The 26,001-nt window shown below is 67.9% G+C and carries 22 protein-coding genes and 1 pseudogene; 8 read left to right on the plus strand and 15 right to left on the minus strand.

The window, feature by feature from the left end; genetic code table 11:
• Nucleotides 1–285: 285 nt before the first annotated feature.
• The 9 genes and pseudogenes from OPF83_RS12455 to OPF83_RS12495 all read right to left on the minus strand — a co-directional run bounded on the left by OPF83_RS12455 (nucleotide 286) and on the right by OPF83_RS12495 (nucleotide 10,463).
• A pseudogene (locus tag OPF83_RS12455) lies at nucleotides 286–1,350 on the minus strand (plasmid pRiA4b ORF-3 family protein).
• 359 nt (nucleotides 1,351–1,709) lie between these two features.
• Nucleotides 1,710–2,792: an IS110 family transposase gene (locus OPF83_RS12460; RefSeq protein ID WP_264887787.1), complete on the minus strand. Its 1,083-nt coding sequence runs from the start codon at nucleotides 2,790–2,792 to the stop codon at nucleotides 1,710–1,712.
• 538 nt (nucleotides 2,793–3,330) lie between these two features.
• Nucleotides 3,331–3,900, minus strand: coding sequence for a hypothetical protein (locus OPF83_RS12465; RefSeq protein ID WP_264887788.1), 570 nt, complete (start codon nucleotides 3,898–3,900; stop codon nucleotides 3,331–3,333).
• Nucleotides 3,901–4,019: 119 nt separating this feature from the next.
• The gene (locus OPF83_RS12470) at nucleotides 4,020–5,639 is read right to left on the minus strand and encodes a cation acetate symporter (RefSeq protein ID WP_264887789.1); all 1,620 of its coding nucleotides are present in this window, start codon (nucleotides 5,637–5,639) and stop codon (nucleotides 4,020–4,022) included.
• On the minus strand, nucleotides 5,639–5,929 hold the full coding sequence (locus OPF83_RS12475) for a DUF485 domain-containing protein (protein ID WP_264887847.1): 291 nt from the start codon (nucleotides 5,927–5,929) through the stop codon (nucleotides 5,639–5,641). The genes OPF83_RS12470 and OPF83_RS12475 overlap by 1 nt, the downstream gene beginning before the upstream one ends.
• A gap of 265 nt (nucleotides 5,930–6,194) precedes the next feature.
• Nucleotides 6,195–7,829 carry a hypothetical protein gene (locus OPF83_RS12480; RefSeq protein ID WP_264887790.1) on the minus strand — a complete coding sequence of 545 codons (1,635 nt, stop codon included), beginning with the start codon at nucleotides 7,827–7,829 and terminating at the stop codon, nucleotides 6,195–6,197.
• A gap of 147 nt (nucleotides 7,830–7,976) precedes the next feature.
• A complete protein-coding gene (locus OPF83_RS12485; protein ID WP_264887791.1) occupies nucleotides 7,977–8,723 on the minus strand; it encodes an enoyl-CoA hydratase in 747 nt (248 codons plus the stop codon).
• Between the two features lie 580 nt (nucleotides 8,724–9,303).
• Nucleotides 9,304–10,131: an ImmA/IrrE family metallo-endopeptidase gene (locus tag OPF83_RS12490; RefSeq protein ID WP_264887792.1), complete on the minus strand. Its 828-nt coding sequence runs from the start codon at nucleotides 10,129–10,131 to the stop codon at nucleotides 9,304–9,306.
• Nucleotides 10,128–10,463 (minus strand): helix-turn-helix domain-containing protein, encoded by a 336-nt coding sequence (locus OPF83_RS12495; protein WP_264887793.1) that lies wholly within the window; start codon nucleotides 10,461–10,463, stop codon nucleotides 10,128–10,130. Before OPF83_RS12495 ends, OPF83_RS12490 begins: the two co-directional genes overlap by 4 nt.
• A gap of 119 nt (nucleotides 10,464–10,582) precedes the next feature.
• Between OPF83_RS12495 and OPF83_RS12500 the strand changes: the two genes are divergently transcribed.
• Entirely contained in the window at nucleotides 10,583–12,178 is a 1,596-nt protein-coding gene (locus tag OPF83_RS12500; RefSeq protein WP_264887794.1) for an acetyl-CoA carboxylase carboxyltransferase subunit alpha/beta, read from the plus strand.
• A 65-nt stretch (nucleotides 12,179–12,243) separates the two neighbouring features.
• Entirely contained in the window at nucleotides 12,244–14,178 is a 1,935-nt protein-coding gene (locus OPF83_RS12505; RefSeq protein ID WP_264887795.1) for an acetate--CoA ligase, read from the plus strand.
• 335 nt (nucleotides 14,179–14,513) lie between these two features.
• Here the strand turns inward: OPF83_RS12505 and OPF83_RS12510 are convergent, their stop codons facing one another.
• From OPF83_RS12510 to pdxH, 3 genes are all read right to left on the minus strand, one after another.
• Entirely contained in the window at nucleotides 14,514–14,870 is a 357-nt protein-coding gene (locus OPF83_RS12510; protein ID WP_264887796.1) for an FKBP-type peptidyl-prolyl cis-trans isomerase, read from the minus strand.
• Between the two features lie 166 nt (nucleotides 14,871–15,036).
• Nucleotides 15,037–16,326, minus strand: a complete 1,290-nt coding sequence (locus OPF83_RS12515) for a citrate synthase (protein WP_264887797.1) — start codon at nucleotides 16,324–16,326, stop codon at nucleotides 15,037–15,039.
• A 281-nt stretch (nucleotides 16,327–16,607) separates the two neighbouring features.
• A complete protein-coding gene (gene pdxH / locus OPF83_RS12520; RefSeq protein WP_264887848.1) occupies nucleotides 16,608–17,258 on the minus strand; it encodes a pyridoxamine 5'-phosphate oxidase in 651 nt (216 codons plus the stop codon).
• Nucleotides 17,259–17,480: 222 nt separating this feature from the next.
• Between pdxH and serC the strand changes: the two genes are divergently transcribed.
• The 4 genes from serC to OPF83_RS12540 all read left to right on the plus strand — a co-directional run bounded on the left by serC (nucleotide 17,481) and on the right by OPF83_RS12540 (nucleotide 21,540).
• A complete protein-coding gene (serC, locus tag OPF83_RS12525) occupies nucleotides 17,481–18,605 on the plus strand; it encodes a phosphoserine transaminase (protein WP_264887798.1) in 1,125 nt (374 codons plus the stop codon).
• A 282-nt stretch (nucleotides 18,606–18,887) separates the two neighbouring features.
• Nucleotides 18,888–20,123 carry a septation protein SepH gene (gene sepH / locus OPF83_RS12530; RefSeq protein ID WP_264887799.1) on the plus strand — a complete coding sequence of 412 codons (1,236 nt, stop codon included), beginning with the start codon at nucleotides 18,888–18,890 and terminating at the stop codon, nucleotides 20,121–20,123.
• A gap of 8 nt (nucleotides 20,124–20,131) precedes the next feature.
• Nucleotides 20,132–21,214, plus strand: coding sequence for a DUF6928 family protein (locus OPF83_RS12535; RefSeq protein WP_264887800.1), 1,083 nt, complete (start codon nucleotides 20,132–20,134; stop codon nucleotides 21,212–21,214).
• Nucleotides 21,211–21,540, plus strand: coding sequence for a YnfA family protein (locus OPF83_RS12540; protein WP_264887801.1), 330 nt, complete (start codon nucleotides 21,211–21,213; stop codon nucleotides 21,538–21,540). Before OPF83_RS12535 ends, OPF83_RS12540 begins: the two co-directional genes overlap by 4 nt.
• A gap of 229 nt (nucleotides 21,541–21,769) precedes the next feature.
• On the opposite strand, the gene OPF83_RS12545 is transcribed toward OPF83_RS12540, so the two are convergent.
• Nucleotides 21,770–22,081, minus strand: a complete 312-nt coding sequence (locus tag OPF83_RS12545; protein WP_264887802.1) for a WXG100 family type VII secretion target — start codon at nucleotides 22,079–22,081, stop codon at nucleotides 21,770–21,772.
• A 99-nt stretch (nucleotides 22,082–22,180) separates the two neighbouring features.
• Between OPF83_RS12545 and OPF83_RS12550 the strand changes: the two genes are divergently transcribed.
• Together OPF83_RS12550 and OPF83_RS12555 are read left to right on the plus strand one after the other, a co-directional pair.
• Nucleotides 22,181–24,022 carry an alpha/beta hydrolase family protein gene (locus tag OPF83_RS12550; protein WP_264887803.1) on the plus strand — a complete coding sequence of 614 codons (1,842 nt, stop codon included), beginning with the start codon at nucleotides 22,181–22,183 and terminating at the stop codon, nucleotides 24,020–24,022.
• A 131-nt stretch (nucleotides 24,023–24,153) separates the two neighbouring features.
• Complete coding sequence (locus tag OPF83_RS12555; protein ID WP_264887804.1) at nucleotides 24,154–24,546, plus strand: hypothetical protein; 393 nt, start codon at nucleotides 24,154–24,156, stop codon at nucleotides 24,544–24,546.
• Between the two features lie 131 nt (nucleotides 24,547–24,677).
• On the opposite strand, the gene OPF83_RS12560 is transcribed toward OPF83_RS12555, so the two are convergent.
• Nucleotides 24,678–25,010 (minus strand): recombinase family protein, encoded by a 333-nt coding sequence (locus OPF83_RS12560; RefSeq protein WP_264887805.1) that lies wholly within the window; start codon nucleotides 25,008–25,010, stop codon nucleotides 24,678–24,680.
• A 142-nt stretch (nucleotides 25,011–25,152) separates the two neighbouring features.
• Nucleotides 25,153–25,989: an RNA methyltransferase gene (locus tag OPF83_RS12565; protein ID WP_264887806.1), complete on the minus strand. Its 837-nt coding sequence runs from the start codon at nucleotides 25,987–25,989 to the stop codon at nucleotides 25,153–25,155.
• Between the last annotated feature and the right edge of the window lie 12 nt (nucleotides 25,990–26,001).

The following is a 26,001-nucleotide window of genomic DNA, read 5'->3' on the forward strand; positions in this document are numbered from 1 at the left end:
AGGGTGGCGTTAGCGTGGGACACGAAGACCTCCGTTGTGCGTGTGTTTGCTTGGTCGCTTCCACACCTCACACGGAGGTCTTCTTCAGGTCATCCCGCCATGCCGACCGGGCACACAAGCTGAGCGGTCATTACAGTCCAACTCAGGACCGGGCAACGAGGACGACGACGGCAAGGGCCGCCACGGCAAGCACCGGTTCTCCTACGATCTCGGCGGATTGGAGCCGGACGACCAGGCCGCACGAACCCGGTCGGGTCGGCACCGGCCAGGTCCGTGCCAGCCGGGTCAGAACCAGTCCATCGAGCTGCCGTAGAGCCGGTCGTGCGGCAGGCTCCGTGCGATCAGCTCGGCGAGGGCTTCACGGTCGTTCCGCAGCGCGACCCCATTGCGAGTCGGCCGCAGCTCGCCCTTGTACTTACGCACCAGTCCGAGCGCACGGGCCCAGTCCCGCAGCTGCCAGATCGGGAACGTGAGATCCTCACGATTGTTCTTCCCGATCCACAGACGATCCCAGCCGGTGTCGACCATCAGTTGCTCGACCATCGTCGGCCGCAGGTACCCGGCCGCGGTGAGCGTGACCCCGTCCCCGATCCGCTCCAGCAGGATCTGCAGCTTGGCGGCCTCGTCCGCCTGGACTTCCCGCAAAGTGCCGGGCATGTCGGCCACCGCGGCCACTCGCCGCTGCGCGTCGGCAAGGTCGAAGGCCTCCGCGTCCCACTCCGCCCAGAACTCGACGAACTCGGGCTCCCAGCCATCCGGGTTCATGTCGCCCGCGATCCACGCGTTGTAGGACCAGGTCCCCCGGCAGTCCTCCGGAGGGCAGGCCCGGCGACCGGCCACCACGGTTGCGTCCGGAAGGACCTCGCCGTCGTCGTGGTCGTCGTCGGGGTCACGGTCGTGGCCCTACCAGTACAGGAACTTGTCGCCCGCGTTGTGCGCCAGCTCGTCGAGCCGCACGTCGGCCTCGTCGAGCTCGCCCATCTCGCCGGCGTCGGGGTAGTCCTTGGAGCCGAAGTGCTCGGCGTCGCGGTCCTGGCGCGACGATGCGTGGATGAACTCGTGCAGGTGACTGTTCGTCCACCCCATGGCCTCCTGCAGGATCAGGTGCAGCCGCGGCAGCATGAGGTCGCTGCGCAGATCCAGGCGCCGCCAGATGGGCGGGGACGAGTCCACCAGTTCTACCTTCACGCGATACGTCACCGGAATCTCACGCCTCGGATGCCGCCGGTTCACGGCCGGGCGGTTCCAGGGCGACGGGGGAACCGCACCCATGCCCAGGGTCGACAGGGGATCCCCGCCACCGGCGAGTACGTCCACCAGTTGCTCGGGCGAGACCCCGGCGCGGCCCATCGTGTCGACAAGCGCTCGGATGAGCTCGTCTGCAGGAAGGTCGCCGAAGTCGTGCGGGAGGTCTGGTGAAGGAGTCACCTCGCCAACGATTCGAGACGCGAGCGGCCTGCCGGGGCGGCCCCACAGCGGGAACCGAGTCCGGAGCAGTAGGCTCACCGGCCATGGACGATGTCGAGCCCGGACTCTTCGACCTTCCCGGCCTCGTGCCCGAGGGCGAGCCCGCGCCGGGGTCGAGGCCTGCGCGAAACCAGCGCGGTCGAAACGGCCAAACGTAGTCCTGCACTGCCACGGCGGAGGTGTCCCTCGTCGACGCGGCGGCGGTCACGGATGCACTGAGATGCTCCTATGTCAAGCTCCGCTCACGCCGCCGCCTGAAGTGCAGGGATCGGAGTGCGTGGCGCTGCAGTTGGAGGCGGCGACGTGGCCTCGGGCACGGGCCGTGCTTCGTCGGCGCGCATCGCGGCGAAGACCCGGTCCGATATCCGGCGGCGGAGCAGTCGCAATGCCTCGGTGCGGGTCTTGCCGGCGGCGATGAGCTTGTCGTAGTAGTCGGTGCCTTCGCCGCCGAGCCGCAGCTGGGTCACCGCGGCCATGTGTAGCGCGGCGTTGATGCGCCTGTTGCCGCCTCGGGACAGCCTGACGCGGACCTTATTGCCAGACCACACTGGGATCGGGGCCGTGCCGTTGAAACGGGCGTAGGCGTCTTTGGACTTGAACCGCCTGACCCCGGCAGTCTCGCCGATGATCATGGCCGCTCCGAGCACCCCGAGGCCCGGCACGTCAAGCAGGTGCGGATGATCGGCGCGCACCAGCTTGCTCAGCCGGCTCTCGATCTCGTTGATCCGCCGGGTGAGGGACCGGATGTCTTCCAGAATGTCGCGGGCAATCTCCGGCACCACCCCGGTCAGGCCGCCCAGATAGGCGATCAACTCATCGAGGCGATGGTAGCGACGCAGCGCCCGGGACGGTATCTGCAGGTCAGGGTCGATCTCGTGCAGGAACCAGCGGACCTTGGACTGCAGTGCGGTACGGCGAGCGACGAGGCTGCGACGGTGGTCGGACAGTAACTTGATCTCCCGCGCCGGCCCCGGCAACTCGGCCGTGGGCAGGTCGCGTTCCCGCAGAGCAACACGCGCCACGGCCTCCGCGTCGATCGGGTCGGACTTGCCGGGTTCACGACCCGACCGGCGCATACCCGCCATCAGCCGGGTGTGGACTCGCACCACCTTGTGCCCGGCGTCGAGCAGGTCCGCTTCCAGGCGACGCGTCAGGTGCCGGCAGCCCTCGACCGCGATGCTCACCTCCTCGAACTGCTCGAGCCAGGTCATGATCTTCTGATGCCCAGCCGCCCGAGCCTCGACCGTGAGGACATCGATCCTCCTGCCGACCTCGTCGACAGCGACGAGCGTGTGCCAGTTCTTGTGGGCATCAATTCCAGCCACCGCGGACCTCCTCCTGCTGCGTATCGTGCACTTCGGCATCGCCAACCGAGGTCGGGCACGCCTCAGTCGGGCAGGACGAGCGAGCAAGCTCCTATAAGGCCACGGCCTTGATCAGCGATGCACACCCAGTGGAGCGGCACATCGCGGACAAGCCGTCTACGGCAGCGAAAAAACGAGCCAACCCCACCGGGCACCATCATTTTGGTACTGAAGCGAAAAAAGCTGACGCCTGCTTGAGGATGGTGTTCGCTCGCCGCAGCTCACGATTTTCCTTCTCCAGCTGCGTGAGTCGGGCATCGCGATCGGCGGACACCGATGAAGGGTCCTGGCCCTCGGCCTAGCCTTTGCGGACCCAGGTCCGCAACGCCTCGCGGTGCACGCCGAGCTGCTCGGCGACACGCACGATCGCGAAAGCTCGTGCCTTACTCCGGACGTAGGCGCCAAAAGGATGACACCACTGCCGGTGCCCAGTTAGCCCACAGTCGGGGGTAGAGAGTTCTCCGTGCTTGCCTCGCTACAACCCGTCCACGCCCCAGCGTCAGGTCCGGATCGTTCCCGAGAACGCGCTCGTCAGCGCCAGGATGGGCAGGCCGATGAACAGGTTGACGATCGCCGCCGCCACACCGTCGATGAACGGCACCGTCAGCAGGAGCGGCAGCACCACCGCGGCCACGATGAGGAGCCCCACTGTCCACGAGAAGAACTGCCGTGGGTTGGCCGTGCCCACCAGCAGCAGGTACCAGAGCAGGCCGGCGAGGATCGCCGCCACAGCCCCATAGATCGCGTACATGGTCGGCGTATTCCCACCATTAGCCCACGGCTGGCCGAAACGGTTAAATACCGCCTCCACCACCCATGCGATCAACCAGCCCGCGATCGCCGCGACAACCGCCGTGGCAATAACACTGCCGACGAACTTGCCCATGTCCACCGCCGGGCCACGCCGCCGCTCCGGCGCGCCACCGTATTGCGACTCGGGAGGGTAACCAGACGCGGCGTAGTCGCCGTCATACGCCTGTCCCCCACCCACCTGCGAGTAGGCACGAGACTCGGGCTGCTGCCCCATGCGTCGGGTCTGGTCGTCCTGTCCCGGATACATCTGCTGCATCGCCTCCCCATCGGCTACCTGGAGTACCGACTGTAACCGCTCCCCACCACAAAACCGACCGCCCGGCCCTCCCCGAAGGGACGACCGGGCGGTCAATCGAGCCCGAACGAGCGGTGAGATCAGTGCGAGATGGTCTTCTCCACACCGACACCCGTGAGCGAACGGACCTCCATCTCCGACTGCTTCAGCGGGAACTCGTCCTTCTTCCCCAGGAACGTCCCTACGATGCCCAGCAGGAATGCCAGCGGGATCGAGATGATGCCGGGGTTCGACAGCGGGAAGATCGAGAAGTCCACGCTCGAGATCATGGACGTCTCACTGCCCGACACCGCCGGCGACAGGGCGATGAGCACCAGCGTGCTGATCAGACCGCCGTACATCGAGAACAGCGCGCCCGTGGTGTTGAACCGCTTCCAGAACAGCGAGTACAGGATCGTCGGCAGGTTGGCCGAGGCCGCCACCGCGAACGCCAGCGCCACCAGGAACGCGATGTTCTGCCCCATGGCACCGATGCCCATGACGATCGACAGGATGCCGATCACCACCACCGTGATGCGCGAGACCTTGAGCTGCGAGGCCTCCGACGCCTGACCGTGCTTGAGGACGCCGTTGTAGATATCGTGCGCGAACGAGGCCGACGCCGTGATCGCCAAGCCCGCCACCACGGCGAGGATCGTCGCGAACGCGACCGCCGAGATGATGCCGAGGAAGATCTCGCCGCCCAGAGCGAAGGCGAGCAGCGGGGCCGCCGAGTTCACGCCACCGGGAGCGTCGTTGATGACGTCCGGGCCGACCATGGCCGCGGCACCGAAGCCCAACACCAGGGTGAACAGGTAGAAGCCACCGATCAGGGCGATGGCCCACGTCACCGAGCGGCGGGCCTCCTTCGCCGTGGGCACCGTGTAGAAGCGCATCAACACGTGCGGCAGACCCGCAGTACCGAAGACCAGCGCGATGGACAGCGAGATGAAGTCCAGCTTGGTGGTCTCGGAGGCGCCGTACTTGTTACCCGGGGACAGCAGGTCCGAGCCCGCGCGGTTGACGGCCTCACCCAGCAGCGCTGAGAAGTCGCCGCGGACGGCCACCAGGACCAGCAGGCACATGATCAGCACGCCGCCGACGAGCAGAACAGCCTTGACCATCTGGACGTAGGTGGTGCCCTTCATGCCGCCCACGAGGACGTACACGATCATCAGCACACCGACTGCCGCGACGACCAGCGCCTGGCCCGTCGAGTCGTGGATGTTGAGCAGCAGCGCCACTAGGCCACCGGCGCCCGCCATCTGGGCGATCAGGTAGAACAGGCACACCGCGAGCGTGGCCAGCGCCGCCGCCATGCGGACCGGCCGCTGCTGGAGTCGGAAACTCAGCACGTCGGCCATGGTGAACCGGCCGGTGTTGCGCATGAGCTCGGCCACCAACAGCAGGGCCACGAGCCACGCCACGAGGAAGCCGATCGAGTACAGGAAGCCGTCGTAGCCGTCGATGGCGATGGCGCCGGCGATACCGAGGAACGAGGCCGCCGACAGGTAGTCGCCGGCGATGGCGAAACCGTTCTGCGGGCCGGTGAAGCTCGAGCCACCGGTGTAGAAGTCCTTCGCGGACTTGGTGGACTTGGACGCCCGGAGCACCAGCGCCATGGTGATGACGATGAAGATGCCGAAGACGACCATGTTGAGCAGCGTGCTGCCCACCTGCTCGCCCGGCACCAGCTCACGAATGTTGATCAACCAGTCCATCAGGCGACCCCACCTTCAAGCTCGAGGCGGATGGACTCCGCGCGGGGATCGACTTCCTTGTTGGCGAACCGGATGTAGAGCGCCGTGATGAGGAAGGTCGTGACGAACTGGCCGAGGCCGATGATCAGGCCCCACGTGATGTTGCCGAAGACCTTCGTTCCCATAAAGCCCGTCGCATAGATCGACAGGATCACGTACAGGAAGTACCAGACGAGGAACGCGACCGTCATGGGGAACACGAACGAGCGGAAGCGGCCGCGCAACTCCTGGAACTCGGCGCTGTTCTGCATGGCCACGAACTCGTCGGCCGTGGGTGTACGGCGTGAGTCCCCCACCGGTGGTGGGTCAGAAGGATTGGACACTGCAGGTCCTCCGTTTCGATTTGCTGTCGCACGCACACAAAGTGACGTGCCTCACGATCAGTGATGAGGAAAAGTGTGACACGCAGCACAGGTGATTCCGAAGGTGAACGGCTGATTGCTGATGAATCGCTGAAAAGTAAAGGTGACGGCACCCCCATCGGTGGGGGTGCCGTCACCTCAGAACGGGGTTGGCTCAGGCTCCCCCGCGCTGGCCGATCGCCTCGGCGAACACCTGGACGATCTCCGCGGGCGTCCGGGCGATGTGGCTGCTGCCGCCGGTGGTCCGGCTGATTTCGGCCAGAATCTCCGGATCGGCGTCCTCCAGCAGACCGATCGTCACCACGATCACCGGTCGAGATGGATCCACGCGCTCGCGCAGCTGGGCCAGGAACTCGTCCCGGCTCAGCGGGGACACCGCGTCGTTAGCACCGTCCGAGATCACGATGATCGAGTTGATCATGTTGGGGTCGTAACTGGACCGGACCATGTCGTAGGCGTCCAGCACCGTGGTGTACAGGTCCGTCTCGCCGCCCACGAGGCCAGGCAGGGCCCCCAGCGCGCCGGCGAGTGCGTCGCGGTGCGGCACGCCGTCCACGGGGGTGTCGAGCCGCTGCAGTGGTGACACCTCCGCGTACGGCATCCCGCCCTGGCCGGCGGCACCGCCGAAGGCCCACAGGCCCAGCGCCGCGTCGTCCGGGAACTGCCCCAGACCCGTACGGGCAGTCTCCACCAGCGCCTGGATGCGCGTGGCCGCCGAGCCCGGCATCACGAAACCCATCGACCCGGAGGTGTCCACCAGGACCAGCGAGCGGGCCGGCATCGCCAGCAGGCGCCAACGTTGAAGCTCGGAATAGAGGCGGTTCGGGTCGCGGACCACCAGCGCCTCGGTCTCGCCGATCCCCGCACCGTCGGCGAGTGGCGTGCGGTCGGCGGTACGGAAACCGTCGGCGGAGAGGGTGGACACGACATCGACCGCCGCGGTGGCATCGCGCAGCGCCTGAGCAGCCTCAGTCACCTCGGTCCGACGGGTGGGATCCTGTGCTGTCACGGCCAGCGGGTAGCTGAGGAACACCGCGCCGGTCGCCGGCGCCCCCAGCACGACTCCCGAATCCGGGACCTCGCCCTGGAACGTCACCGCCTGCTGCTCCGTTACCACCGCGGCACCGCTGGACGCCGCCACCGCATCGAGCATCTCGCGCGAGGACAGCGGCGCCTCCCGCCGACTCGCCTGACCCTGCGCCAGCGCCGCGACCGACGCCGAGAGCGCCTCCTGGTTCGAGCGCATGTTCTCGACCTCCGACGCCGCCGCGAGGATCGGCGCATCTGCCACACCCGAGCGGACCGGATCGCCGATGGACAGGCCCGGGGTCGCCAGTGCCGCCGTCCACGTGGACATGTCGACCTGCGCGTTCTTGGACGCGATGAGCACCGGCGTCGACGCGAGGGAGTTGAGGACCGTCTCGAACGGGATCTGCACATCACGCGAGACCTGGGCCAGACGCACCGCGGAGTCCGGCACCCACAGGTCCGGCAGCACCTGGCGGTCCGTCACCCGGGCGGCGAAATCCGCCGAGCTGATGTCCTCCACCTCGAAGGAGTAGCAGCCGTCCGCGTCCTCGGCCAGGTCGCGCACGTGCTGGGCGATATCCGGCTCCGCCGCCACGCTGATCGTCTGCTCGTCGCCGCAGAAGCCACCGATCCCCGACCTGGACAGGGCCGAGACGGCGAAGCCGATCACCAGCACCACCGCGAGGATCGCGGCACCTACGAGGACGACCTTGCGAGCCGTCTGATTGGAACTCTGCGGCGCCGAACTGTGCCTGGCCATCTACGTGCGGCCTTTCTAGTCTCACGCGGTACCCAGCGGACACGCGATGAGAACACGTATATACAAGCCAGGCCGGGCGCTGGAATAGTACCTGTTCAGCCCGCGAGACAGGGACGTCCCCTCATCCTCCTGTAAGGATTACCCGGCTCACCGACCCCGGAAGACCGGCGGACGCTTCTCCTGCCGGGCCGCACGAGCCTCCGCCATGTCCTCACTATGCCACGCACGCTGCTGCAGATCGGTGTGCTCGTCCCGAGGGAGAAGTCGCGCGTCGTCGTCGTTGATCACGGTCTTGATGTGCTGGAGGGTGAGCGGCGCGAATCCCGCGATCTCCCGCGCCAGGTCCATCGCCGCATCCAGACCGCCGATCTCGTTGGCCAGCCCGATCTGCGCCGCGACCTCCGCACCCACGGGGCGCGCCGTCATGAGCACCGACCGCGCGTGGCCGCCTCCCACCACGTTGGACAGGCGCTTGATGGTCCAGTTGTCCAGCGCGAGGCCCACCTTGACCACCGGCACCGCGAACACCGCGCTCGGGTCCACCACGCGCAGGTCAGCGGCGAGCGCCAGCTGGACACCGGCACCGACCGCCGGGCCATTGATCGCCGCGATCACCGTGACGGGGACCGACTCGATCGTCCGCAGCATCTCCGCGTGCGCGTCGTAGAACGCCGTGTTGTAGACGCCGCCCGACAGATCCGCGCCCGCGCAGAACGCCGTGCCGGCGCCGGTGATGACGATCGCCCGCACCGGATCGTCCGCCTCCGCCAGCGCCGCGGCCGCCTCGACCGCCTCACGGATCGCCGTGCAGACCCCGGCGTCGAGGGCGTTGCGCTTGTCATGGTTGTCCAGAGTGACGGTGACGACGGCGCCGTCGCGGTTCGAGACGATCATGGTGGAAACGATACTTCGGCAGGCGGCGGCTCGGGACTTGGCCTGCAGTTGTCGCAGCGTGCCGAGACATACCGCCATTCAGCCTGCCGGTAGCCACGTATCGCGCAGCGCACCCTGCCAGCAGGGCAAAGTCAACAATTCGGTCGACTCGAGACGGGGCAGACCATCATCGAGCCTCCGGAGCTTGTCGTAAAGGCTTCGGAGTGCCGCCTTGTCAGGGAGGGACTGGCCGCCAGCGGCGCGTTCAAGCACAGTGAGTGTGCCGATGAGGCCGATGCTTCCCACCGCCTCCCCGCGATCCTTGAGTCGACGCAGGCGATTGCTCTCCTTCGACGCTCGTACTCGTCAGTCGCGTCGTCGGGAAAGACCTCCAGGTATTTCGCGGGGAGCTTATTCATGACGCGTCCAGCAGGATCGAACCGAGGCTGCCTGGCCATCTGACGTATTTCCTGCTCGACGGTCTCCGGTATGCAGAGGGCCCCGAGAGTGCCGAACTGCAGCCGTTCACTGTGAGACGCAAAGAAGTTGAGGCCCGGGCCAGCGTCCATGATCGGGCGCGGAGTCATTCAGTCCCGTCCCTTCACTCTCCGCTGTCGAGATCGCTCAAGTCGATGCTGACGTCGGGAAGAGTGGCCGGGGCGATAGCCGCATCGTCGCCCCCACCTGGAATAATTCCCGCGGCCGCCAATTCCGCTTCCACTTGCTCAGCACCTATCCCCCGCAGCGTGGCGATGGTCTGCGCACTGACAACCCCTTCGGAGTACCCGGCGATCGCTCGAGCCAACAGCTTCCGGGGCGGCCGTGGCCGGTCCGAATCGTCTTGAAGGGATCGATAGTGTTCACTCCACCCGTAGCGGGCAGCGAGGGTCGGCGTCGAGAGGGACAGCCACTCCTTCTTGGTCGCCGCGCTGATGTATCCGGCGCGTTCCAGGTTGATGGCGGCAATTTGCGGTGACACCAGGAATCGCTGCACCACCGCCGACAAGTCGGCCTCGGTGAACGTCGCACGCTGGCCCAGGTGAGTTGTCAGACCTTCTACCGGGGCCAGCAGGTGGCGGGCGAAGGCGTCGGCACGGACCTCCGCCGGAGATCTGATGGAGAGTTCTTCTCGTGAATCCCAGTCGCCGAAGATGACATGTGCGAGCTCGTGGGCGAATGTGCTCCGTTGTCTCATCGGATGACGCGTGCGGGCCACTCCGATGAACGTGACACCGCGTGACGGGTCCCGCATGGTCAATCCGTGCTGGTCTCGAGCGACATCGAGCACGGCCACATCACATCCGGTCGACTGCTCGATGATCGCCGCGAGATCTCCCAGCGGTTGAACGCCGAGCCCGTGTTCGGTGCGAAATTCCCTTGCCGCCTGCTCCCCGGCGTGTTCGGCCGACTGCCCTTCTGACTTCGTCATGAGCTGGCAGGTATCGCCTGGTCGTCGAGATAATCGTCCAGCTCAACAAAGTGGAGCAGCTTCTCGTACATCTGGGCCATGTCCGACCAGTCGGACGCTCGAGCAGCGCACTGGACTCGATCGGAGGCAGCCGAGCCCGCCAGATAGGCGACCGTCACGCCGGTGGCTTCGGCAATCCGGATGAGCTCGGGCATTGTGGCGGTGCGTTCCCCGCGAACAATCCGGCTCAGGGTCGGCTGGGAGATCCCAGTGCGCTCGCCGAGCGAACGCTGGGAGAGATTCGCAGACGTCTGCGCCGCCGCGATCTTTGCGCCATAGACTGCCGTCGCCATTCGAACCACCTCCTGAATCACTGTTTTGGAACTGATTCCGTGTAGCGCTTTACACCCATGCTCTAGCCCGCGAGCAGTCACACACGCAGGTGAGAAGACCCCACCGTACGATTGCAGACATGGCACGCATCGGCGCTCGGCAGATCCTCAACCTGGTGTTGGACGACGGTTCATACCGGTCCTGGGACGGGGCGCCGCTGAAGTCCGCGCAGGTCGATGCCGTTCCCGGCTACGCCGACTCGCTGGCGCGCGCCGCGGAGAAGTCCGGTGTCGACGAGTCGGTGATCACCGGGGAAGGAACGCTCGAGGGCCGGCGCGTGGTGATCATCGCCTGCGAGTTCGACTTCCTCGCCGGCTCCATCGGCATCGCGGCCGCCGAGCGGATTGTCGCCGCGATCGAGCGCGCCACCGCCGAGCAGTTGCCCATCCTCGCCTCCCCCACCTCCGGCGGCACCCGCATGCAGGAGGGCACCATCGCCTTTCTGCAGATGGTCAAGATCTCCGCCGCCGTGGCCGAGCACAAGTCCGCCGGCCTGCCCTACCTCGTCTACCTGCGCCATCCCACCACCGGCGGCGTCTTTGCCTCCTGGGGATCGCTCGGGCACGTCTCCGTCGCGGAACCGGGCGCGCTCATCGGATTTCTCGGACCGCGGGTCTTCGAGGCACTCTACGACGCCCCGTTCCCCGAGGGCGTGCAGGTCTCGGAGAACCTCGCTGAGCGAGGGATGATCGACGGCGTCCTGCCGCCCGAAGGCGTCCGCGACCTCACGTCCCGCGCCCTGCGGGTGCTGTGCCAAGACCCGCCGGCCGTCGACGAGCCGGGGCCGCACACCGAGGACGCGCACGCCGGGCCGGTTGCGGGAGGGACCGCTGCGGGAGGGGCAGCGGCCAGCGTTGCTGCCAGGGAGGGCGACACCGCGACTAGTGCCGCCGCCGAGCGCCCCGACGCCTGGGACTCCATCACCCGCTCCCGCCGCGTCGACCGGCCCGGCGCCCGCGACTTCCTCGCGCGCGTTGCGCCCGACCGCGTCCCGCTCTCCGGCACCGGCCAGGGCGAGGACAGCGGCTCCCTCCTGCTCTCGCTGGCCCGCTTCCGCGGCCAGTCCGCCGTGGTGCTGGCGCAGGACCGCGACGCCGAGATCCACGAGAACCCGCTCGGCCCCTCCGCCCTGCGCTCGGCCCGCCGTGGCATGCGCATCGCCGCCGAAATCGGCGTCCCGCTGGTCCTGCTCATCGACACCCGCGGCGCGGCACTCTCCCGCGAAGCGGAAGAAGGCGGCCTGGCCGGCGAGATCGCCCGCAGCCTGTCCGACCTCGTCACGCTGCCCACGCCCACGGTCTCGGTGATCCTCGGCCAAGGCACCGGCGGCGGCGCGCTGGCACTGCTGCCGGCGGATCGCGTGCTGTGCGCCCACCACGGTTGGCTCGCCCCGCTCCCACCCGAGGGCGCCAGCGCGATTCTGTACCACTCCACCGACCGGGCCGCCGACGTCGCACGCTCCCAGGGCGTCACCTCCGCCGACCTACACGACGCTGGGATCGTCGACGTGGTGGTCCCCGAACTGCCCGACGCCGCGGACGAGCCCGACGCGTTCTGCGACCGCATGGCCGACGCCGTGGCCACCGCCCTGGTGGAGGTGCGTCGGCGTCCCCCTGAGCGGAGGTATGCCGAGCGGATGTCTCGCTATCGGGAGCTCGGCCTGCGATTAGAGTGAAGCCCGTCACAGGGTCGCGCGAGATGGTCGGCGGCCGCATCCGGAGCATGTGAGGGGTACACGCCATGACGGACATCACCGCCGACACGGCCACCGGAGCGTCGGCCTACGCCGCCGCCTACGAGCAGTCGATCACCGACCCGGACGCGTTCTGGCTCGACGCCGCCCGCGACATCGACTGGACCACCCCGCCCACCCGCGCCGTGGACGGCAGCCGCGCACCCTTCTACTCGTGGTTCCCCGGCGCCGAGCTCAACACCTGCTACAACGCTGTCGACCGCCACGTCGAGGCGGGCCGCGGTGACCAGCCCGCCTACATCTGGGACTCCGCCGTCACGGGAACCACCGAGACCATCACCTACTCGCAGCTGCAGGAGCAGGTCGCCGCGTTCGCCGGAGCCCTGGCCGCCGAGGGCGTGAGCAAGGGCGACCGCGTGGTGATCTACATGCCGATGGTGCCCCGCGCCGCGATCGCCATGCTCGCCTGCGCCCGTCTCGGCGCCGTCCACTCCGTGGTCTTTGGCGGATTCGCCGCGCCCGAGCTCGCCATCCGCATCGACGACGCCCGCCCGAAAGTCCTCGTCACCAGCCACGGCGGCATCGAGCCCACGCGCAAAGTGCCCTACTTCCCCATGGTCACCAAGGCCCTCGAACTGTCCAGCCACACCCCGTCGACGGTCATCGTGGCGCCGCGGCACACCGAGTTCCCGGACGAGACGCTCCCCGAGACACCGGGCGTCACGTGGAGTTACTGGGACGACGTCGTCGTCGACGTATCCCCCGCCGACCCCGTGCCGGTCGCCGCCACCGACCCGCTCTACATCCTCTACACCTCCGGCACCACCGGCATGCCCAAGGGCGTCGTGCGCGATAACGGCGGTCACGCCGTGGCCCTGGCCTGGTCCATGTGGAACATCTACGGCATCCGCCCCGGCGACGTGTGGTGGACCGCCTCCGACGTCGGCTGGGTGGTGGGCCACTCCTACATCATCTACGCCCCGCTGCTGGTGGGCGCCACCTCCGTCATCTACGAGGGCAAGCCCGTCGGCACCCCCGACGCCGGCGCGTTCTGGCGCGTGGCGTCTCAGCACGGGGTGTCCGCCCTGTTCACCGCCCCCACGGCCGTCCGCGCCATCCGCAAGGAGGATCCCGAGGGGTCCGAGGTCGCGAAGTACGACCTCTCCGCCATGCACACCCTGTTCTGCGCCGGCGAACGCCTGGACCCCCACACCCACCAGTGGGCGACCAACGTACTGGGCAAGCCCGTCGTGGACAACTGGTGGCAGACCGAAACCGGCTGGCCCATTGCCTCCAACCTCCGCGGCCTCGACCCCATGCCCCTCAAAGCCGGCTCCCCCACCGTCCCCGTGCCCGGGTACGACCTCGTGGTACTCGACGGCCAGGGCAACGAGCTCCCCGCTGGCGAGGAAGGAAACCTCGCCATCCGCCTGCCCATGGCGCCCGGCACCCTCGCAGGACTGTGGAACGACGACGAGCGGTTCCTCTCCTCGTACATGTCCGCCTTCCCCGGCTACTACTCGACCGGTGACGGCGGGTACATCGACTCCGACGGGTACGTCTTCGTGATGGGCCGGACCGACGACGTGATCAACGTCGCCGGACACCGCCTGTCCACCGGGTCCATGGAAGCCGTGATCGCCAAGCACCCCGCAGTGGCCGAAGCGGCGGTCATTGGTGTGCGCGATGAGCTCAAGGGGCAGCGGCCCGTCGGATACGTGGTGCTCAAGGCCGGCGAGGTGCGCGATCCCGAGCAGCTGCGGGCCGAGCTCGTGGAGATGGTGCGGCAGGAGATCGGCGCCGTGGCCACCTTCCGCGACTGCACCGTCGTGCAGGGACTGCCCAAGACCCGCTCCGGCAAGATCCTGCGCAAGACGATGCGGCAGATCGCCGACGGGCAGTCCGACGTGCCCGTGCCGTCAACTATCGAGGACCCGGCCGTGCTCGATGCGCTGGCGCCGTTCCTGCGGGGCGAGAAGTAGCGCTCGCCCGGTGCCGCGGTGGCACCGCGGTGGCGCAGCTCGGCCGCCGCTCGGAGCCGGTCGGCCGCCGCTCGGAGCCGGTCGGCCGCCGCTCGGAGCCGGTCGGCCGCCGCTCGGAGCCGGTTGCAAGACATCGCCGGCGGGTTGCCTGACATCTCGAACGAGAATCAGCCGGTTTTTCGCAATTGAGGTCTTGCCACTGCAGGGGGATGTCTTGCAGCCTGGCCCGAGCATCCGTTTTCACTGTTTCGGCGTCACACTGCGGCCCGGACACGACGGCGCCCCGCCTCCGTGAGCGGAAGCGGGGCGTCGAGGCGACCCCGGGGCCGAGGCGATCAGGCCTCGAGGAGGTCGATCACGAAGATCAGCGTCTTGCCGCCCAGCGGGTGCAGGGCCGAGGACGTGCCGTAGGCCTTGTGCGGCGGGATGGTCAGCTTGCGGCGACCGCCCACCTTCATGCCCGGAATGCCCTCCTGCCAGCCCTGGATCAGGCCGTTCAGCGGGAAGGTGATGGACTCGCCACGATCCCAGGAAGAGTCGAACTGCTCGCCGTTCTCAAAATCCACGCCCACATAGTGGACGGTGACGTTGCCTCCGGCGACGGCCTCATTGCCCTCGCCCACCGTGATGTCCTCAGCGACGAGCTCGGTGGGTGCGGGACCCTCGGGCAGGTCGATCTCGGGCTTCTCCATGGTTACTCCTCCTGGAGTTCGGGGGGTCGGCGGGCGTGACTCGTGCCTACCGATAGTGTTCTCCGCCCGGCGGTGGCCGGTGGAAATACTTGTGCGGACGAAACTAAACGGTCCGGAGACGACAAACGGGGCGGCGCGCTGGCCGCCCCGGTCATCGGGCTGAAGATCAGCGCTGGCCGATCGGGGTGAAGTCGCGCTCGGTCTCTCCGATGTAGACCTGACGCGGACGATTGATCTTGGTGGACGGATCCTCGCGCATCTCGCGCCAGTGAGCGATCCAGCCCGGCATGCGGCCGAGGGCGAACAAGACCGTGAACATCTCGGTCGGGAAGCCCATCGCGCGGTAGATCAGCCCCGTGTAGAAGTCGACGTTCGGGTACAGCTTCCGCTCGACGAAGTAGTCGTCCGCAAGGGCCGTCTCCTCGAGCTTCAAGGCGATCTCGAGCAGCGGATCGTTGCTCTGCGACAGGATGGCGTCCGCGTGCTTCTTGGCGATCTTCGCGCGCGGGTCGTAGCTCTTGTAGACGCGGTGACCGAAGCCCATGAGCTTCACACCGTCGACCTTGTTCTTCACGCGGTCCATGTAATCGGTGGCGTCGCCGCCCTCCGCGTGGATCCGCTCGAGCATCTCGAGAACAGCCTGGTTGGCGCCACCGTGCAGCGGACCGTACAGCGCGTTGATGCCACCGGTGATCGAGGCGTACAGCGGCGCCTCCGACGAGCCGACCATGCGGACGGTGGACGTGGAGCAGTTCTGCTCGTGATCCGCGTGCAGCAGCAGGAGCATGTCGAGGGCCTTGACGACCTCGTCCGTGAGCTCGTACTCCGGCCCGAAGGTCATGCGCAGGAAGTTGCCCACGTACCCGAGCGAGGCATCCGGCTCGATGGCCTCCTTGCCGGCGCGGATGCGCTGCGTGGCGGCGGCGAGCGTCGGGCCACGGCCCAGCAGACGCGCGGTGGCCAGGTCGACAGCCTTGGGATCGTCAATATCCAGGTCGTCACCATGGGTGCCGAACAGGCTCACACCAGCGGAGAACACCGGCATCGGATGCGTATCCTGCGGGAACGCCTGGAGCAGCGGCTTCATGGCCTGCGGCAGGGCGACCTCACCCATGATCCGGTCGGTGAACTCGGCGAGCTGCGCCTCGGTGGGATCCTCACCGTAGATCAGCAGGTACGAGGCCTCGAGGAACGACGACTTCTCGGCGAGCTGCTCGATCGGGTACCCGCGGTGCCGGAGAATGCCCTGACCACCGTCGATGTAGGTGATCGACGAGGTGCACGACGAGGTGTTGACGAACCCCACATCCAGCGTGGTCATACCCGTCTCGGCCAGCATCGGGCCGAGCTGGACGGCGTCGCTGCCGCACGTGGCATCCACAACGTCGAGTTCCAGCTCACCGCCGGGATACGACAGTGTTGCATTGCGGTCCGAACCGTTCGAGCCTGCGGTCACGCGATTACCTCTCCGACGACTGGTCCCGGCGGACGACTCCCGCCACGAATGTGCTGTGACACAGCCTACCGCGAGGTCCACCACGCTTACGAAGGGTCCCTAGCCACGGTCCCCCCACGAACCCGGCACGCTCCCCTGCCCGACACGTGTCAGCGTCACGTCCGCAGCAGTTCAGGCGTATTTCAGGGCGGTCTCAGGGGAACGGTCGACGAGTCGCGGAGCATCGCGAACATGTGATCGCGACTACCCTCGCCCGCGTTACGGGACTACCCTCGCCCGCGTTACGGTTGGAGTCGGGTGACCGACCATTCACCGTCCGAGAGCTTGCACTCCACACGGTCATGGAAGCGGTCGCGGCCGCCCTGCCAGAACTCGACCCGCTCCGGAGTGAGCAGGTAGCCGCCCCAGCGATCCGGCATCGGCACCTCGTCCGCCGCGCTCACACTCACCACGCCGTCGCCGGAGAACCGCTCCGCCGCCTCGGCGTACAACCGCTCCAGTTCCGCGACCGACGCCGCCGGACGCGACTGCTCTGACGCCCACGCCGCCACCTGCGACCCCCGCGGACGCGTGCGCCAATACGCGAGGGACTCCTCCCTACTCAGGGGATGGCAGGGCCCCTCCAGATGCACCTGCCGTTCGACCGTCAACCACGGAAAAGTCACGGACGCGAAGCCGGACGCGGCCAGCTGGGAGCCTTTGCGGCTCGTCGTCGTCGTAAAAAACCTCACCCCACGCTCGTCCGCGCCCTTACACAAGACGGTGCGCGTCGACGGACGTCCCTCCGGGGTGGCGGTGCCCAGCACCATCGCATTGGGCTCGCGCACCCCGCGGCGACCCGCCTCCTCCAGCCACGCGGCGAACAGGGGCAGCCACCCGTCCGCCAGATCAGCCACGTCCAGGCGCTCGTGCTGGCCGTACCCGACGCGCATCGCATCGAAGTCGGCCGGCTCGAGGTGCGCGGCGTGATCGAGGTGCGCGGCGTGATCGAGATGCGCGGCATGGTCGAGGTGCGCGGCGTGGTCGTGGGACGCAGATCCGGGAGCCTGATCCTGCACGGAATCCTCCATAGCCGGAACGCTACTCCGGCGGATTGACCGCCCCGACTACCATGGGGACGACATATCCCCCGACAAGGAACGGCCACCCCACGCATGAGCGATCAGCTGCCCACCATCCCCGCCGACCTCAAGCCCGCAGACGGCCGCTTCGGCTGCGGCCCGTCCAAGGTGCGCCCCGAGCAGATCGCCGCCGTGTCCGACGCCGCCACCTCGGTGATGGGCACCAGCCACCGCCAGGCGCCCGTCAAGGACGTCGTGGGACGCGTGCGCGACGGCCTGTCCTCCCTCTTCTCCCTCCCCGAGGGCTACGAGGTCGTGCTGGGCAACGGCGGCACCACCGCGTTCTGGGACGCCGCCGCCTTCGGCCTCGTCCGTGAGAAGTCCCTGCACCTGACCTACGGCGAGTTCTCCTCGAAGTTCGCCAAGGTCACCGGCGCCGCCCCGTTCCTGGGCGACCCGATCGTCGTGTCCTCCGAGCCGGGCACCGCGCCCGCGCCCGTCTCCGACCCGTCCGTCGACCTCATCGGCTGGGCCCACAACGAGACCTCCACCGGCGTCATGCTGCCCGTCACGCGTCCGGCCGGCTCCGAGAACGCGCTCGTCGCGATCGACGCCACGTCCGGCGCCGGCGGGCTGCCCGTCGACATCGCCGACACCGACGTCTACTACTTCGCCCCCCAGAAGTGCTTCGCCTCCGACGGCGGGATCTGGGTGGCCATCATGAGCCCCGCCGCCCTCGCGCGCGTCGAGGAGATCAAGGCCTCCGGCCGCTGGTGCCCGGACTTCCTGTCCCTGCCCACCGCCGTGGACAACTCCGCCAAGAACCAGACCTACAACACCCCCGCCGTGGCGACCCTGCTGATGTTCGCCAACCAGCTCGAGTGGATGAACGACCAGGGCGGCCTCGACTGGTGCGTCACGCGGACCGCCGACTCGTCCTCGCGCCTGTACGACTGGGCCGAGAAGTCCGCGTTCGCCACCCCGTTCGTCGGCGAGCCCGCCCACCGATCGCAGGTCGTGGGCACCATCGACTTCGACGACAAGATCGACGCCGCCGCAGTGGCCAAGACCCTGCGCGCCAACGGGATCATCGACACCGAGCCGTACCGCAAGCTCGGCCGCAACCAGCTGCGCGTCGGCATGTTTCCGGCCATCGACCCCGAGGACATCACGCAGCTGACCCGCAGCATCGACTACGTGGTGGGCGAGCTGTCCTGAGGTGAGCCACTGGGCGTGACGCTTCGGCGTTGCGCCGGGACCGGCCCGGTCGAGCGAATCAGCCCGGCCGGGCCCGGCTCGTATGGGGTGCCGAACCGGCGCACGGGGTTCCCACACGCCACACTGGACACACCAGTCGCGACATCTGTAGTTTTCCTCTGGTCGTCCGGCCCGTCCGCGTGTCCGGTGTACGCCACTGCCCTACCATGTGCTCCAACGCCCAGGCCCCTTGCCGTACACCACTTGAGGCGGCAGCGGTGCCACACGCAGTCAGGAGGCGGCATGCGGAAGTTGAGGATCATCGGGGTCAACGCCGAGTCATCGCAGGTCGAATGCGAGGACCGGGACTCCGGCGAGAAGTACTCACTGCCGCTCGACGACCGCCTCCGTGCCGCGGCGCGGGGCGAGTTCCTCGCCGACACCGGAGCCGGCCGTCCACCCGTGACCGGCACGCTGCGTCCACGCGAGATCCAGGACCGCATCCGGCACGGCGCCTCCCCCGAACAGGTCGCCTCCGACGCCGGGGTTCCACTGTCCCGCATCGAGGGCTTCGCCGTTCCCGTCCTGCTCGAGCGCTCAAATGCGGCAGACATGGCGCGCGGAGCCCACCCGGTGATGCCGGACGGCCCGTCACTGGACACCCTCGACGACAAGGTCCACGCCGCCCTCGACACCTGGGGCATCGACCTGGACCTGGTGAAATGGGACGCCTGGCGCGAGCGCGGCACCGGCTGGATCGTGCGCATCTCCTGGCCCGCCGGCCTGTCCGACGACGCCCACGCCACCTGGTCCTTCACCCCCGATTCCCACGGTGGCTCGGCCCGCCCCCTGAACGAGGAGGCCGAGCGCATCCTCGACCCGTCGCGGTCGACCCCCCTGCGCACGGTGGCCTCGCAGCCCGAGCCTCCCGCGTCGCCGCCGCCGATCCGTTCGGTGCCCGCGCCGACGCCGATCTCCGCCGACCGTGCAGGTAGCCCGGATCGCTCCGCCCCGGTTGGTCCCGCCGCCGTGCCGCCCGCACCTGCGTCGCAGTCCCCCTCGGGTCCGGCCGGCATCCCCGCGCCCGTCCCGCCGGCCGCGATCACGCAGCCGGGCTCGGTCGCCGACGATCGCCGCGCAGACGGGGGCCGCGCCGACCAGGGCTCCGATCCGCGCCGCTCCGACCAGGGCTCTGATCCGCGCCGCTCCGGCCAGCACCGCTCCGACCAGGGCGCCGACCCGCGCACCGGCCGCCGCGGCTCCGGACTCCCGGCCGCCCTCGGCGGGATCGACGGCGCACTGCCCTCCTCCGCCGGCGCCTCCGGTGGCCGCGCCGGCGACCAGGTCCGCGACGGGGTCCGCGACAAGGCACCCGGCGCGCAGTCCAGGAAGGACGCCGACGCGAAGAGCACCGACGTCGACGACGACTTCCTCCAGCCCACCCCCAACGAGCCGGAGCGCAAGCCGTCGTCGCGCCGCCACCCGACCATGCCGTCGTGGGAGGACGTCCTCCTCGGCGTTCGCAGCAAGGACGACTGAGACTGACCATGGGCCGCCACGTCGCAACGTTCTGGTACCTGTCCACCGACAATCCCTCTGCGCTGTTCACCTCTGGCACCAAGTCCGACCCCGGCTTCGCCCGCCGCCTCCTGTCGCGGCTGCACCCCACGGTCACGGTCGCCTCGCTCGGCACGTTCCCGCTCAACCGCTCGGCCACGGCCGGCCCCGGCGAGATCTATATCGGCTCGTTCCCGGGCCTGACCGTGGTGCAGACGCCCCTCGACGGGCCCGTACTCCCCTCCAAGACCGATGATGTGTGGCTCCGCCTCGTCGAGGCCCCCGTCGTGCTCGCGTTCTCCCACGACCCGGAGACCGGTGTCCACGGCTTCGCACGCTGGGAATCCGGCGAGCTGGTGCGCTCCTTCGCCGCGGCGGATGACCGGATCGTCGAGGACGAGGGCATCCCCCAGCCGTTCGAACGCCCGTATTGGGCCGGCGAGTTCCCCCTCGAGGGCGCCGACGACAATCCGCTCGCACTCCCCTTCTCGTCGTCGTCGCTCTTCCACGCCGCACACCGCGCCTGGCTGGACTTCGACCTGGAGCGTGGCGGCCTGGACGTGCCCGTCGACGGTTTCGCCACGGACGGTCGGCGCGAGGTCCGGCAGCACACGCCGACCGGTCCGGCGTTTCACCTGGCAGGGATCCCGGGGCGGGCGGAACGCAATGACGCCGCGCGGCGCGAGGCCGGCGACGCCCCCGACGATGTCGCGGGGGACTCGCCCTATTACGACGACGACTACGAGCGCCTCCCCTCCACCGCCCGCCGCGTCTCGCGTCGCTTCTCCCGCGACTCTGGCGCCTCCGGCGATGTCGACGGGTCCGGCGAATCCACGCGCGACAGACTGAAGTCCGGCGCCGGCCAGCTCGCCAGCCGGTTCGGTGGCATGGTCCGGCGAGGCGCCGACAGGCTCCGCGAGGCCCGCGAGGCCCGCCGCGCTGAGATGGGCCCGGTCTGGGCGCCGGACTCCGACCCGGGCTCGGCAACCCCCTCGCCCTCTACTACCGACGCGCCGTCTGCTGCCGACGCTCCCTCCGCTGCGGACGCGCCGGAGGACCCCGAGACCACATGACCGTCGGCAAGTCGGTCCTGCTCTTCGCCCTCGCCGCGCTGCTCGAGATCGGTGGCGCGTGGCTGGTCTGGCAGGGCGTCCGCGAGCACCGCGGCTGGATCTGGATGGGCCTGGGCGTTCTCGCGCTGGGTGCCTACGGCTTCGTTGCCACCCTGCAGCCGGACGCGAACTTCGGGCGCATCCTCGCGGCGTACGGCGGCGTCTTTGTGGCCGGCTCTTTGCTCTGGGCCATGGCGATGGACGGCTTCCGCCCCGACCGCTGGGACATCACCGGCGCGCTCCTCTGCCTGATCGGCGTCAGCGTGATCATGTACGCGCCCCGCTAACGCGGCGGGTGCGGCGGACGCGGCGGACGCGGCGGACGCGGCGGACGCGGCGAGATAATCTGTCCAACCCCACGCCGCCCATCTGATTCCACTGCGCCTCCGGGGACCGGATTCCGCCGCTTCGGCAGCACCTGCTCCTGCGCCGGTACATGACGCGCCAGCGTCTACACCGCGCCCGCGCAGACCCATCAGCAACACACCGCGTACACAACCTGCGTGCTCAGTTCACCTAGAACTCGATCCGGATGTTGCGGAGCACGTCCTCGTTCTGGTCTTCGCAGTACTCGTAACGGCCGGCAGCTCCTTCGACGCCTTTGCCTGTCTCGTCGATCGAGCGCACCAGAGCGCTGTCTTTGCTGGCGAGCGATCGGACCATGGCCCGGAAGGGGCCAGCGGCCTCGCCGGGAAAGCCTGGCTCGGCAGTGCCAGCATCGGTTCGGGTTGAGGCCAACTGGGCGGAGGCGTCTTCTGCTGAGGAGGTGAGATTCTGACCGTGCGAGCGAACTGTTCCGGATTTGACGTGGAGCGGACCCGGTCCCATGGGTTCCTTTCGTGATCGTTAGTCGACCTCACCAGAATTGGTGCGGAGCAGCGTCTATGGCGATGTTAACCTTGCTTTCGGCTAAGGGGGGATGCGGGCGTGGGATTGTCGTACGGGGAGATCACACGGTGGAAATCTGCGGACGCCGAGACCCTTGCCACCGCCATGACCTCCAGGGTCACCGCGCTTGAGCACATCGAGGAGGATCTCCGGTCGAACTCGGATTGGGGTGCTTCGTGGTCGGGTTCTCAGGGTGAACAGGCAGCCTCCAGTTCGATCACCAGGCTCGGCGACGTCGTGACGGATCTGGCTGCAGAGGCCACAGCGATCCGGCGAATCGCCTCCCACGTAGCCGACGGGGTCAGCGCGCTTCACGAGATCATCGTCGGAGTCGAGACTTTTGCCGCCAAGTACTCGTTCTCGATCTCCGACAGCGGCACCCTGATCGACCTTGCTCCGGGTGTTGATCGGTCCGACGACGAGGAGGCGCTGCGTAAAGCTGCCCGGATCGATATTGAGCAGACTGTCTCCGAGATCGTGGACAAGGGCCGATTCCTTGAGCGCGACGCCGCCGATGGCCTGTCGCGATACAACGAGGGAGCTACCGACGATGGTGGCGCCACGTCCGTTGACGAAGCCGTGCGTTCGCAGATGAGTGTGGAGGAGCCACCGCCAGCGGGCACGAACCCGTACCACGTCAATATCTGGTGGGAATCGCTGTCCGCTGACGAAAAGGAGCAGGTCCTCAGGCAGCGGAGCGACGCGATCCGCAACCTTCCCGGTATCGACTCCACGACCAGGGATTCGCTCAACCAGGATGCGCTAGCACAGGACATCTCCGATGCCGCGGTTACGGCGGAGGAGTCGCGCCGCGCGTACGACGACTTCCTCGAAAAGCATCGAGGACTTATAGGCGGGCCCGGTGCCGGCCACCTCAGAAGCGACGCCCGCGACCTGAAGGAAAAGGCCGAGAAGGCGGAACGACACCTTACGGAGCTCAACCGACTGAACCGTGCCCTCGATACTGACGATGCACTTCTTTTGGAGTACGACGACTCGCACCCACAGCTGCAGGCCGCTATCGCACTGGGGAACCCAGACGAGGCGGATAATGTCGCGATCACCACTCCCGGCTACACGACCAACGTGCACGACAGCGTCAGCGCGATGGTCAGCGATGCCGAAGGGCTTCGAAAAACCACCAGACGCATCGATCCCGACAGCGCGACGTCGACGATTGCGTTCATGGGATACCAAGCGCCCCAGGATGTGGTGAAGTACGGCGATTTCCGGGTGGCCACACCGCAGGCCGCCGAACTCGGTGCCACGTCACTGTCCGACACCGTTCGTGGGGTGCAGGCCGCCAACGGCGACCCGGACCTGAATCTGTCGCTCATGGGTCACTCGTACGGGTCGACGACCGCGGGAATCGCCGCCCAGCAACTTGCAAACGACACCGTGACTCCCGTGGACAGCCTCACTCTGTATGGCAGTCCTGGAGTGCCAGATATGGCTCCACAACTGGACAAGACCGAGCTCGAGTTGCTCAAGATGAATACAAACAATCCTCTCTACAACCCGAATCAATACGCTGACCTCGAGTCGATGGGCCTTGATGAGTCGCGGGCGTTCTACATGGAGAACGACGGTGACATTGTTTCGGGCCCGATCGGCGGAATCGGCCAGGCCACCACACTCGGACTCGGCAACAGTCCGCAGAGTTGGGGAATGACAGAACTATCCACCGAGACCGCGGAGGTAACGTACCCGAACGGTATGACCGAGCAGCGGTACGACTGGGAAGGCCACGAAGCGGAAATGCGGAAAACAGATCCGGGCTACAAGGTCGGCGCGCATAGTGCGTTCCCCAAGGAACTGACGACGTCCCAGTTCAACCTCGCAGCCGTTGTTGCCGGGTATCCGGAAAACGCGATCCGATGAGGCGGACAATCATCGCGCTGGTGGCGGCAACGCTGTGCGTGACCACGGCCTGCGCGGACACCGGCACACACACAGATCCTCCACCGGATGGGACCCCGATGAGCAGGCCACAACCATCGCTCGATGAGAGCGTGTCCACGCTGAATGCCTCGCTGGATGCACTGGCGAACGTCCTGCACCAGGTCATCCCCCCTGAAGCCTGGGAGCCGAGTGGCGACGGCGCCCGCATCGGATGCGATGAGGAAAACCACGGACGCTATTCCGGTCCTCAATACCTCGCTCCCGGACACTACATTCCGGCACAGACATGGCCACAGATCGAGTCCACGCTGGCCGAACACGGATTCCTGCCAGCATCGTCCATGCCACTTGAAGGCGGCAATGCCATGGTTCAATTTATGAACGACTTCGGCGACATGGTCACCGTCTCGTCGATGGAGGCCACCGCCAAGGGCCGCGGCGGCAGTAGCTACGACGGCGAGACCAAGTGCCGCGAGGGCTTGACCCGCGAGCCACGCCGGTAACCACAGGACACAAGCCTCCGCTCACCGGTCCCGTCCATGACGCAAGGCACACACACGCCCGTGGTCAGCCCACCAGATCGGACACAAGACGTAGAACGTCAAGCCCCAGGTTCTACACCCACCCAGAACCGTCAACAGCACACCGCGCAACCGACCACCGAATGCATGGGCGTCGCTGCCGCGCCACCCCGCCGCCACGCACACGAGTCCGCGCCCAGATCGTTCAGCTCGTCGATGAGCGCCCGGAGTTCGTCCTCGTTGCGCCCCAGCCGGTCTAGGGAGTGCACAAGCACCCGGTCGCCATTACGCACGTACTTCATCATTTCCGTGAGTGCGGGCCGGTTCCGGTCACGCCCGCTGGCCTTGTCGGTGAACGTCTCGTCAACCGGCACGCCGTCGAGCTGTCGGGCCTCGCTCTGGTCCACCGTGCTCACCCGGATGTATCCGACACGCTGACCCGTCATGCCTTCCCCTCACCGAATCGTCAGGTTGAATACATGACCCCACTTTGATTTCGTCAACAAATGCGACAGATGACCCTAGGTTGACGCAACCTTCGGGTGCGGGCGCCTGTCCATTTGGGGCTGCCCGGACTCGGGCCGCGAGTCAGCGCCCGCGCGCCCGCTCGTAGAACGCCACCGCGGCCGCCGTCGCCACATTCAGCGAGTCAGTGCCGTCGGTCATGGGGATCGCGGCCCGCACGTCGCACGCAGCCATCGCGTGCTCGGTCAGCCCCGGCCCCTCGGCACCCAGCAGAAATGCGACCTTCTCCGCGTCCACGGCCCGGGCCAGCGGAGTGTCGGCGGCAGGAGTGAGAGCCACCGTGCGGAAACCCTGCTCGCGCAAGTCCTCGAGCGAGCGTTGCCAGGTGGTGGGGGTGCCGGGCAGGTGCGCGAACGGCAGGCGCAGCACATGCCCCATCGACACACGCACCACGCGGCGGTACATCGGATCGCCGGCAGATGCGCCGAAGAGGACGCCGTCCACGCCGAGCGCGGCGCAGTTGCGGAAGATGGCGCCCAGGTTCTCGGGATCGTTGACGCCCTCCAGCACCACGAGTGTGCGTGCGCCGTCGACCACCGACTCGACGCTCAGCGGCTCGGGACGGTGCGCGGCGGCCAGGATGTCGCGGCTTGATTTGAACCCGATCACCTCGCTGATCAGGTCTTTCGACGCCCGGAGGTACACGGCGTCCCCGGCCCGCTCATCGGCGTCCCAGCCCTCGGCAGAGGCCTCGCGGCGCAGCTGCTCGAGCCGCATGTCGGTGCCGAGGATCACGTGGGGGTCGAACCGGGAGAGCAGCATGCGGCCCACCACGTACGTGCCCTCGGCGATCACGAGGCCGCGACCTCCGGGCAGGTCGGGCCGACGGTCGGAACGGTTGAGGTCCCGCAGGTCGTCCAACGCGGGGTCGGCGGGGTCCGTGACGTCTACGACGCGCATGCGGGCGCCTCG

This window comes from Dietzia sp. NCCP-2495 (genome assembly GCF_026011735.1).
Taxonomy (GTDB): Bacteria; Actinomycetota; Actinomycetes; order Mycobacteriales; family Mycobacteriaceae; genus Dietzia.

What these genes read in the sequence shown, in the direction of transcription:
- OPF83_RS12485 (WP_264887791.1), bottom strand. Translation starts at nt 8,723, where the DNA reads ATGATCGTCTCGAACCGCGACGGCGCCGTCGTCACCGTCACTCTGGAC.
- OPF83_RS12510 (WP_264887796.1), bottom strand. Translation starts at nt 14,870, where the DNA reads ATGGAGAAGCCCGAGATCGACCTGCCCGAGGGTCCCGCACCCACCGAG.
- OPF83_RS12495 (WP_264887793.1), bottom strand. Translation starts at nt 10,463, where the DNA reads ATGGCGACGGCAGTCTATGGCGCAAAGATCGCGGCGGCGCAGACGTCT.
- OPF83_RS12475 (WP_264887847.1), bottom strand. Translation starts at nt 5,929, where the DNA reads ATGCAGAACAGCGCCGAGTTCCAGGAGTTGCGCGGCCGCTTCCGCTCG.
- OPF83_RS12480 (WP_264887790.1), bottom strand. Translation starts at nt 7,829, where the DNA reads ATGGCCAGGCACAGTTCGGCGCCGCAGAGTTCCAATCAGACGGCTCGC.
- OPF83_RS12545 (WP_264887802.1), bottom strand. Translation starts at nt 22,081, where the DNA reads ATGGGACCGGGTCCGCTCCACGTCAAATCCGGAACAGTTCGCTCGCAC.
- OPF83_RS12505 (WP_264887795.1), top strand. Translation starts at nt 12,244, where the DNA reads ATGACGGACATCACCGCCGACACGGCCACCGGAGCGTCGGCCTACGCC.
- pdxH (WP_264887848.1), bottom strand. Translation starts at nt 17,258, where the DNA reads ATGCGCGTCGGGTACGGCCAGCACGAGCGCCTGGACGTGGCTGATCTG.
- OPF83_RS12540 (WP_264887801.1), top strand. Translation starts at nt 21,211, where the DNA reads ATGACCGTCGGCAAGTCGGTCCTGCTCTTCGCCCTCGCCGCGCTGCTC.
- serC (WP_264887798.1), top strand. Translation starts at nt 17,481, where the DNA reads ATGAGCGATCAGCTGCCCACCATCCCCGCCGACCTCAAGCCCGCAGAC.
- OPF83_RS12560 (WP_264887805.1), bottom strand. Translation starts at nt 25,010, where the DNA reads ATGACGGGTCAGCGTGTCGGATACATCCGGGTGAGCACGGTGGACCAG.
- OPF83_RS12500 (WP_264887794.1), top strand. Translation starts at nt 10,583, where the DNA reads ATGGCACGCATCGGCGCTCGGCAGATCCTCAACCTGGTGTTGGACGAC.
- sepH (WP_264887799.1), top strand. Translation starts at nt 18,888, where the DNA reads ATGCGGAAGTTGAGGATCATCGGGGTCAACGCCGAGTCATCGCAGGTC.
- OPF83_RS12490 (WP_264887792.1), bottom strand. Translation starts at nt 10,131, where the DNA reads ATGACGAAGTCAGAAGGGCAGTCGGCCGAACACGCCGGGGAGCAGGCG.
- OPF83_RS12465 (WP_264887788.1), bottom strand. Translation starts at nt 3,900, where the DNA reads ATGCAGCAGATGTATCCGGGACAGGACGACCAGACCCGACGCATGGGG.
- OPF83_RS12535 (WP_264887800.1), top strand. Translation starts at nt 20,132, where the DNA reads ATGGGCCGCCACGTCGCAACGTTCTGGTACCTGTCCACCGACAATCCC.
- OPF83_RS12565 (WP_264887806.1), bottom strand. Translation starts at nt 25,989, where the DNA reads ATGCGCGTCGTAGACGTCACGGACCCCGCCGACCCCGCGTTGGACGAC.
- OPF83_RS12470 (WP_264887789.1), bottom strand. Translation starts at nt 5,639, where the DNA reads ATGGACTGGTTGATCAACATTCGTGAGCTGGTGCCGGGCGAGCAGGTG.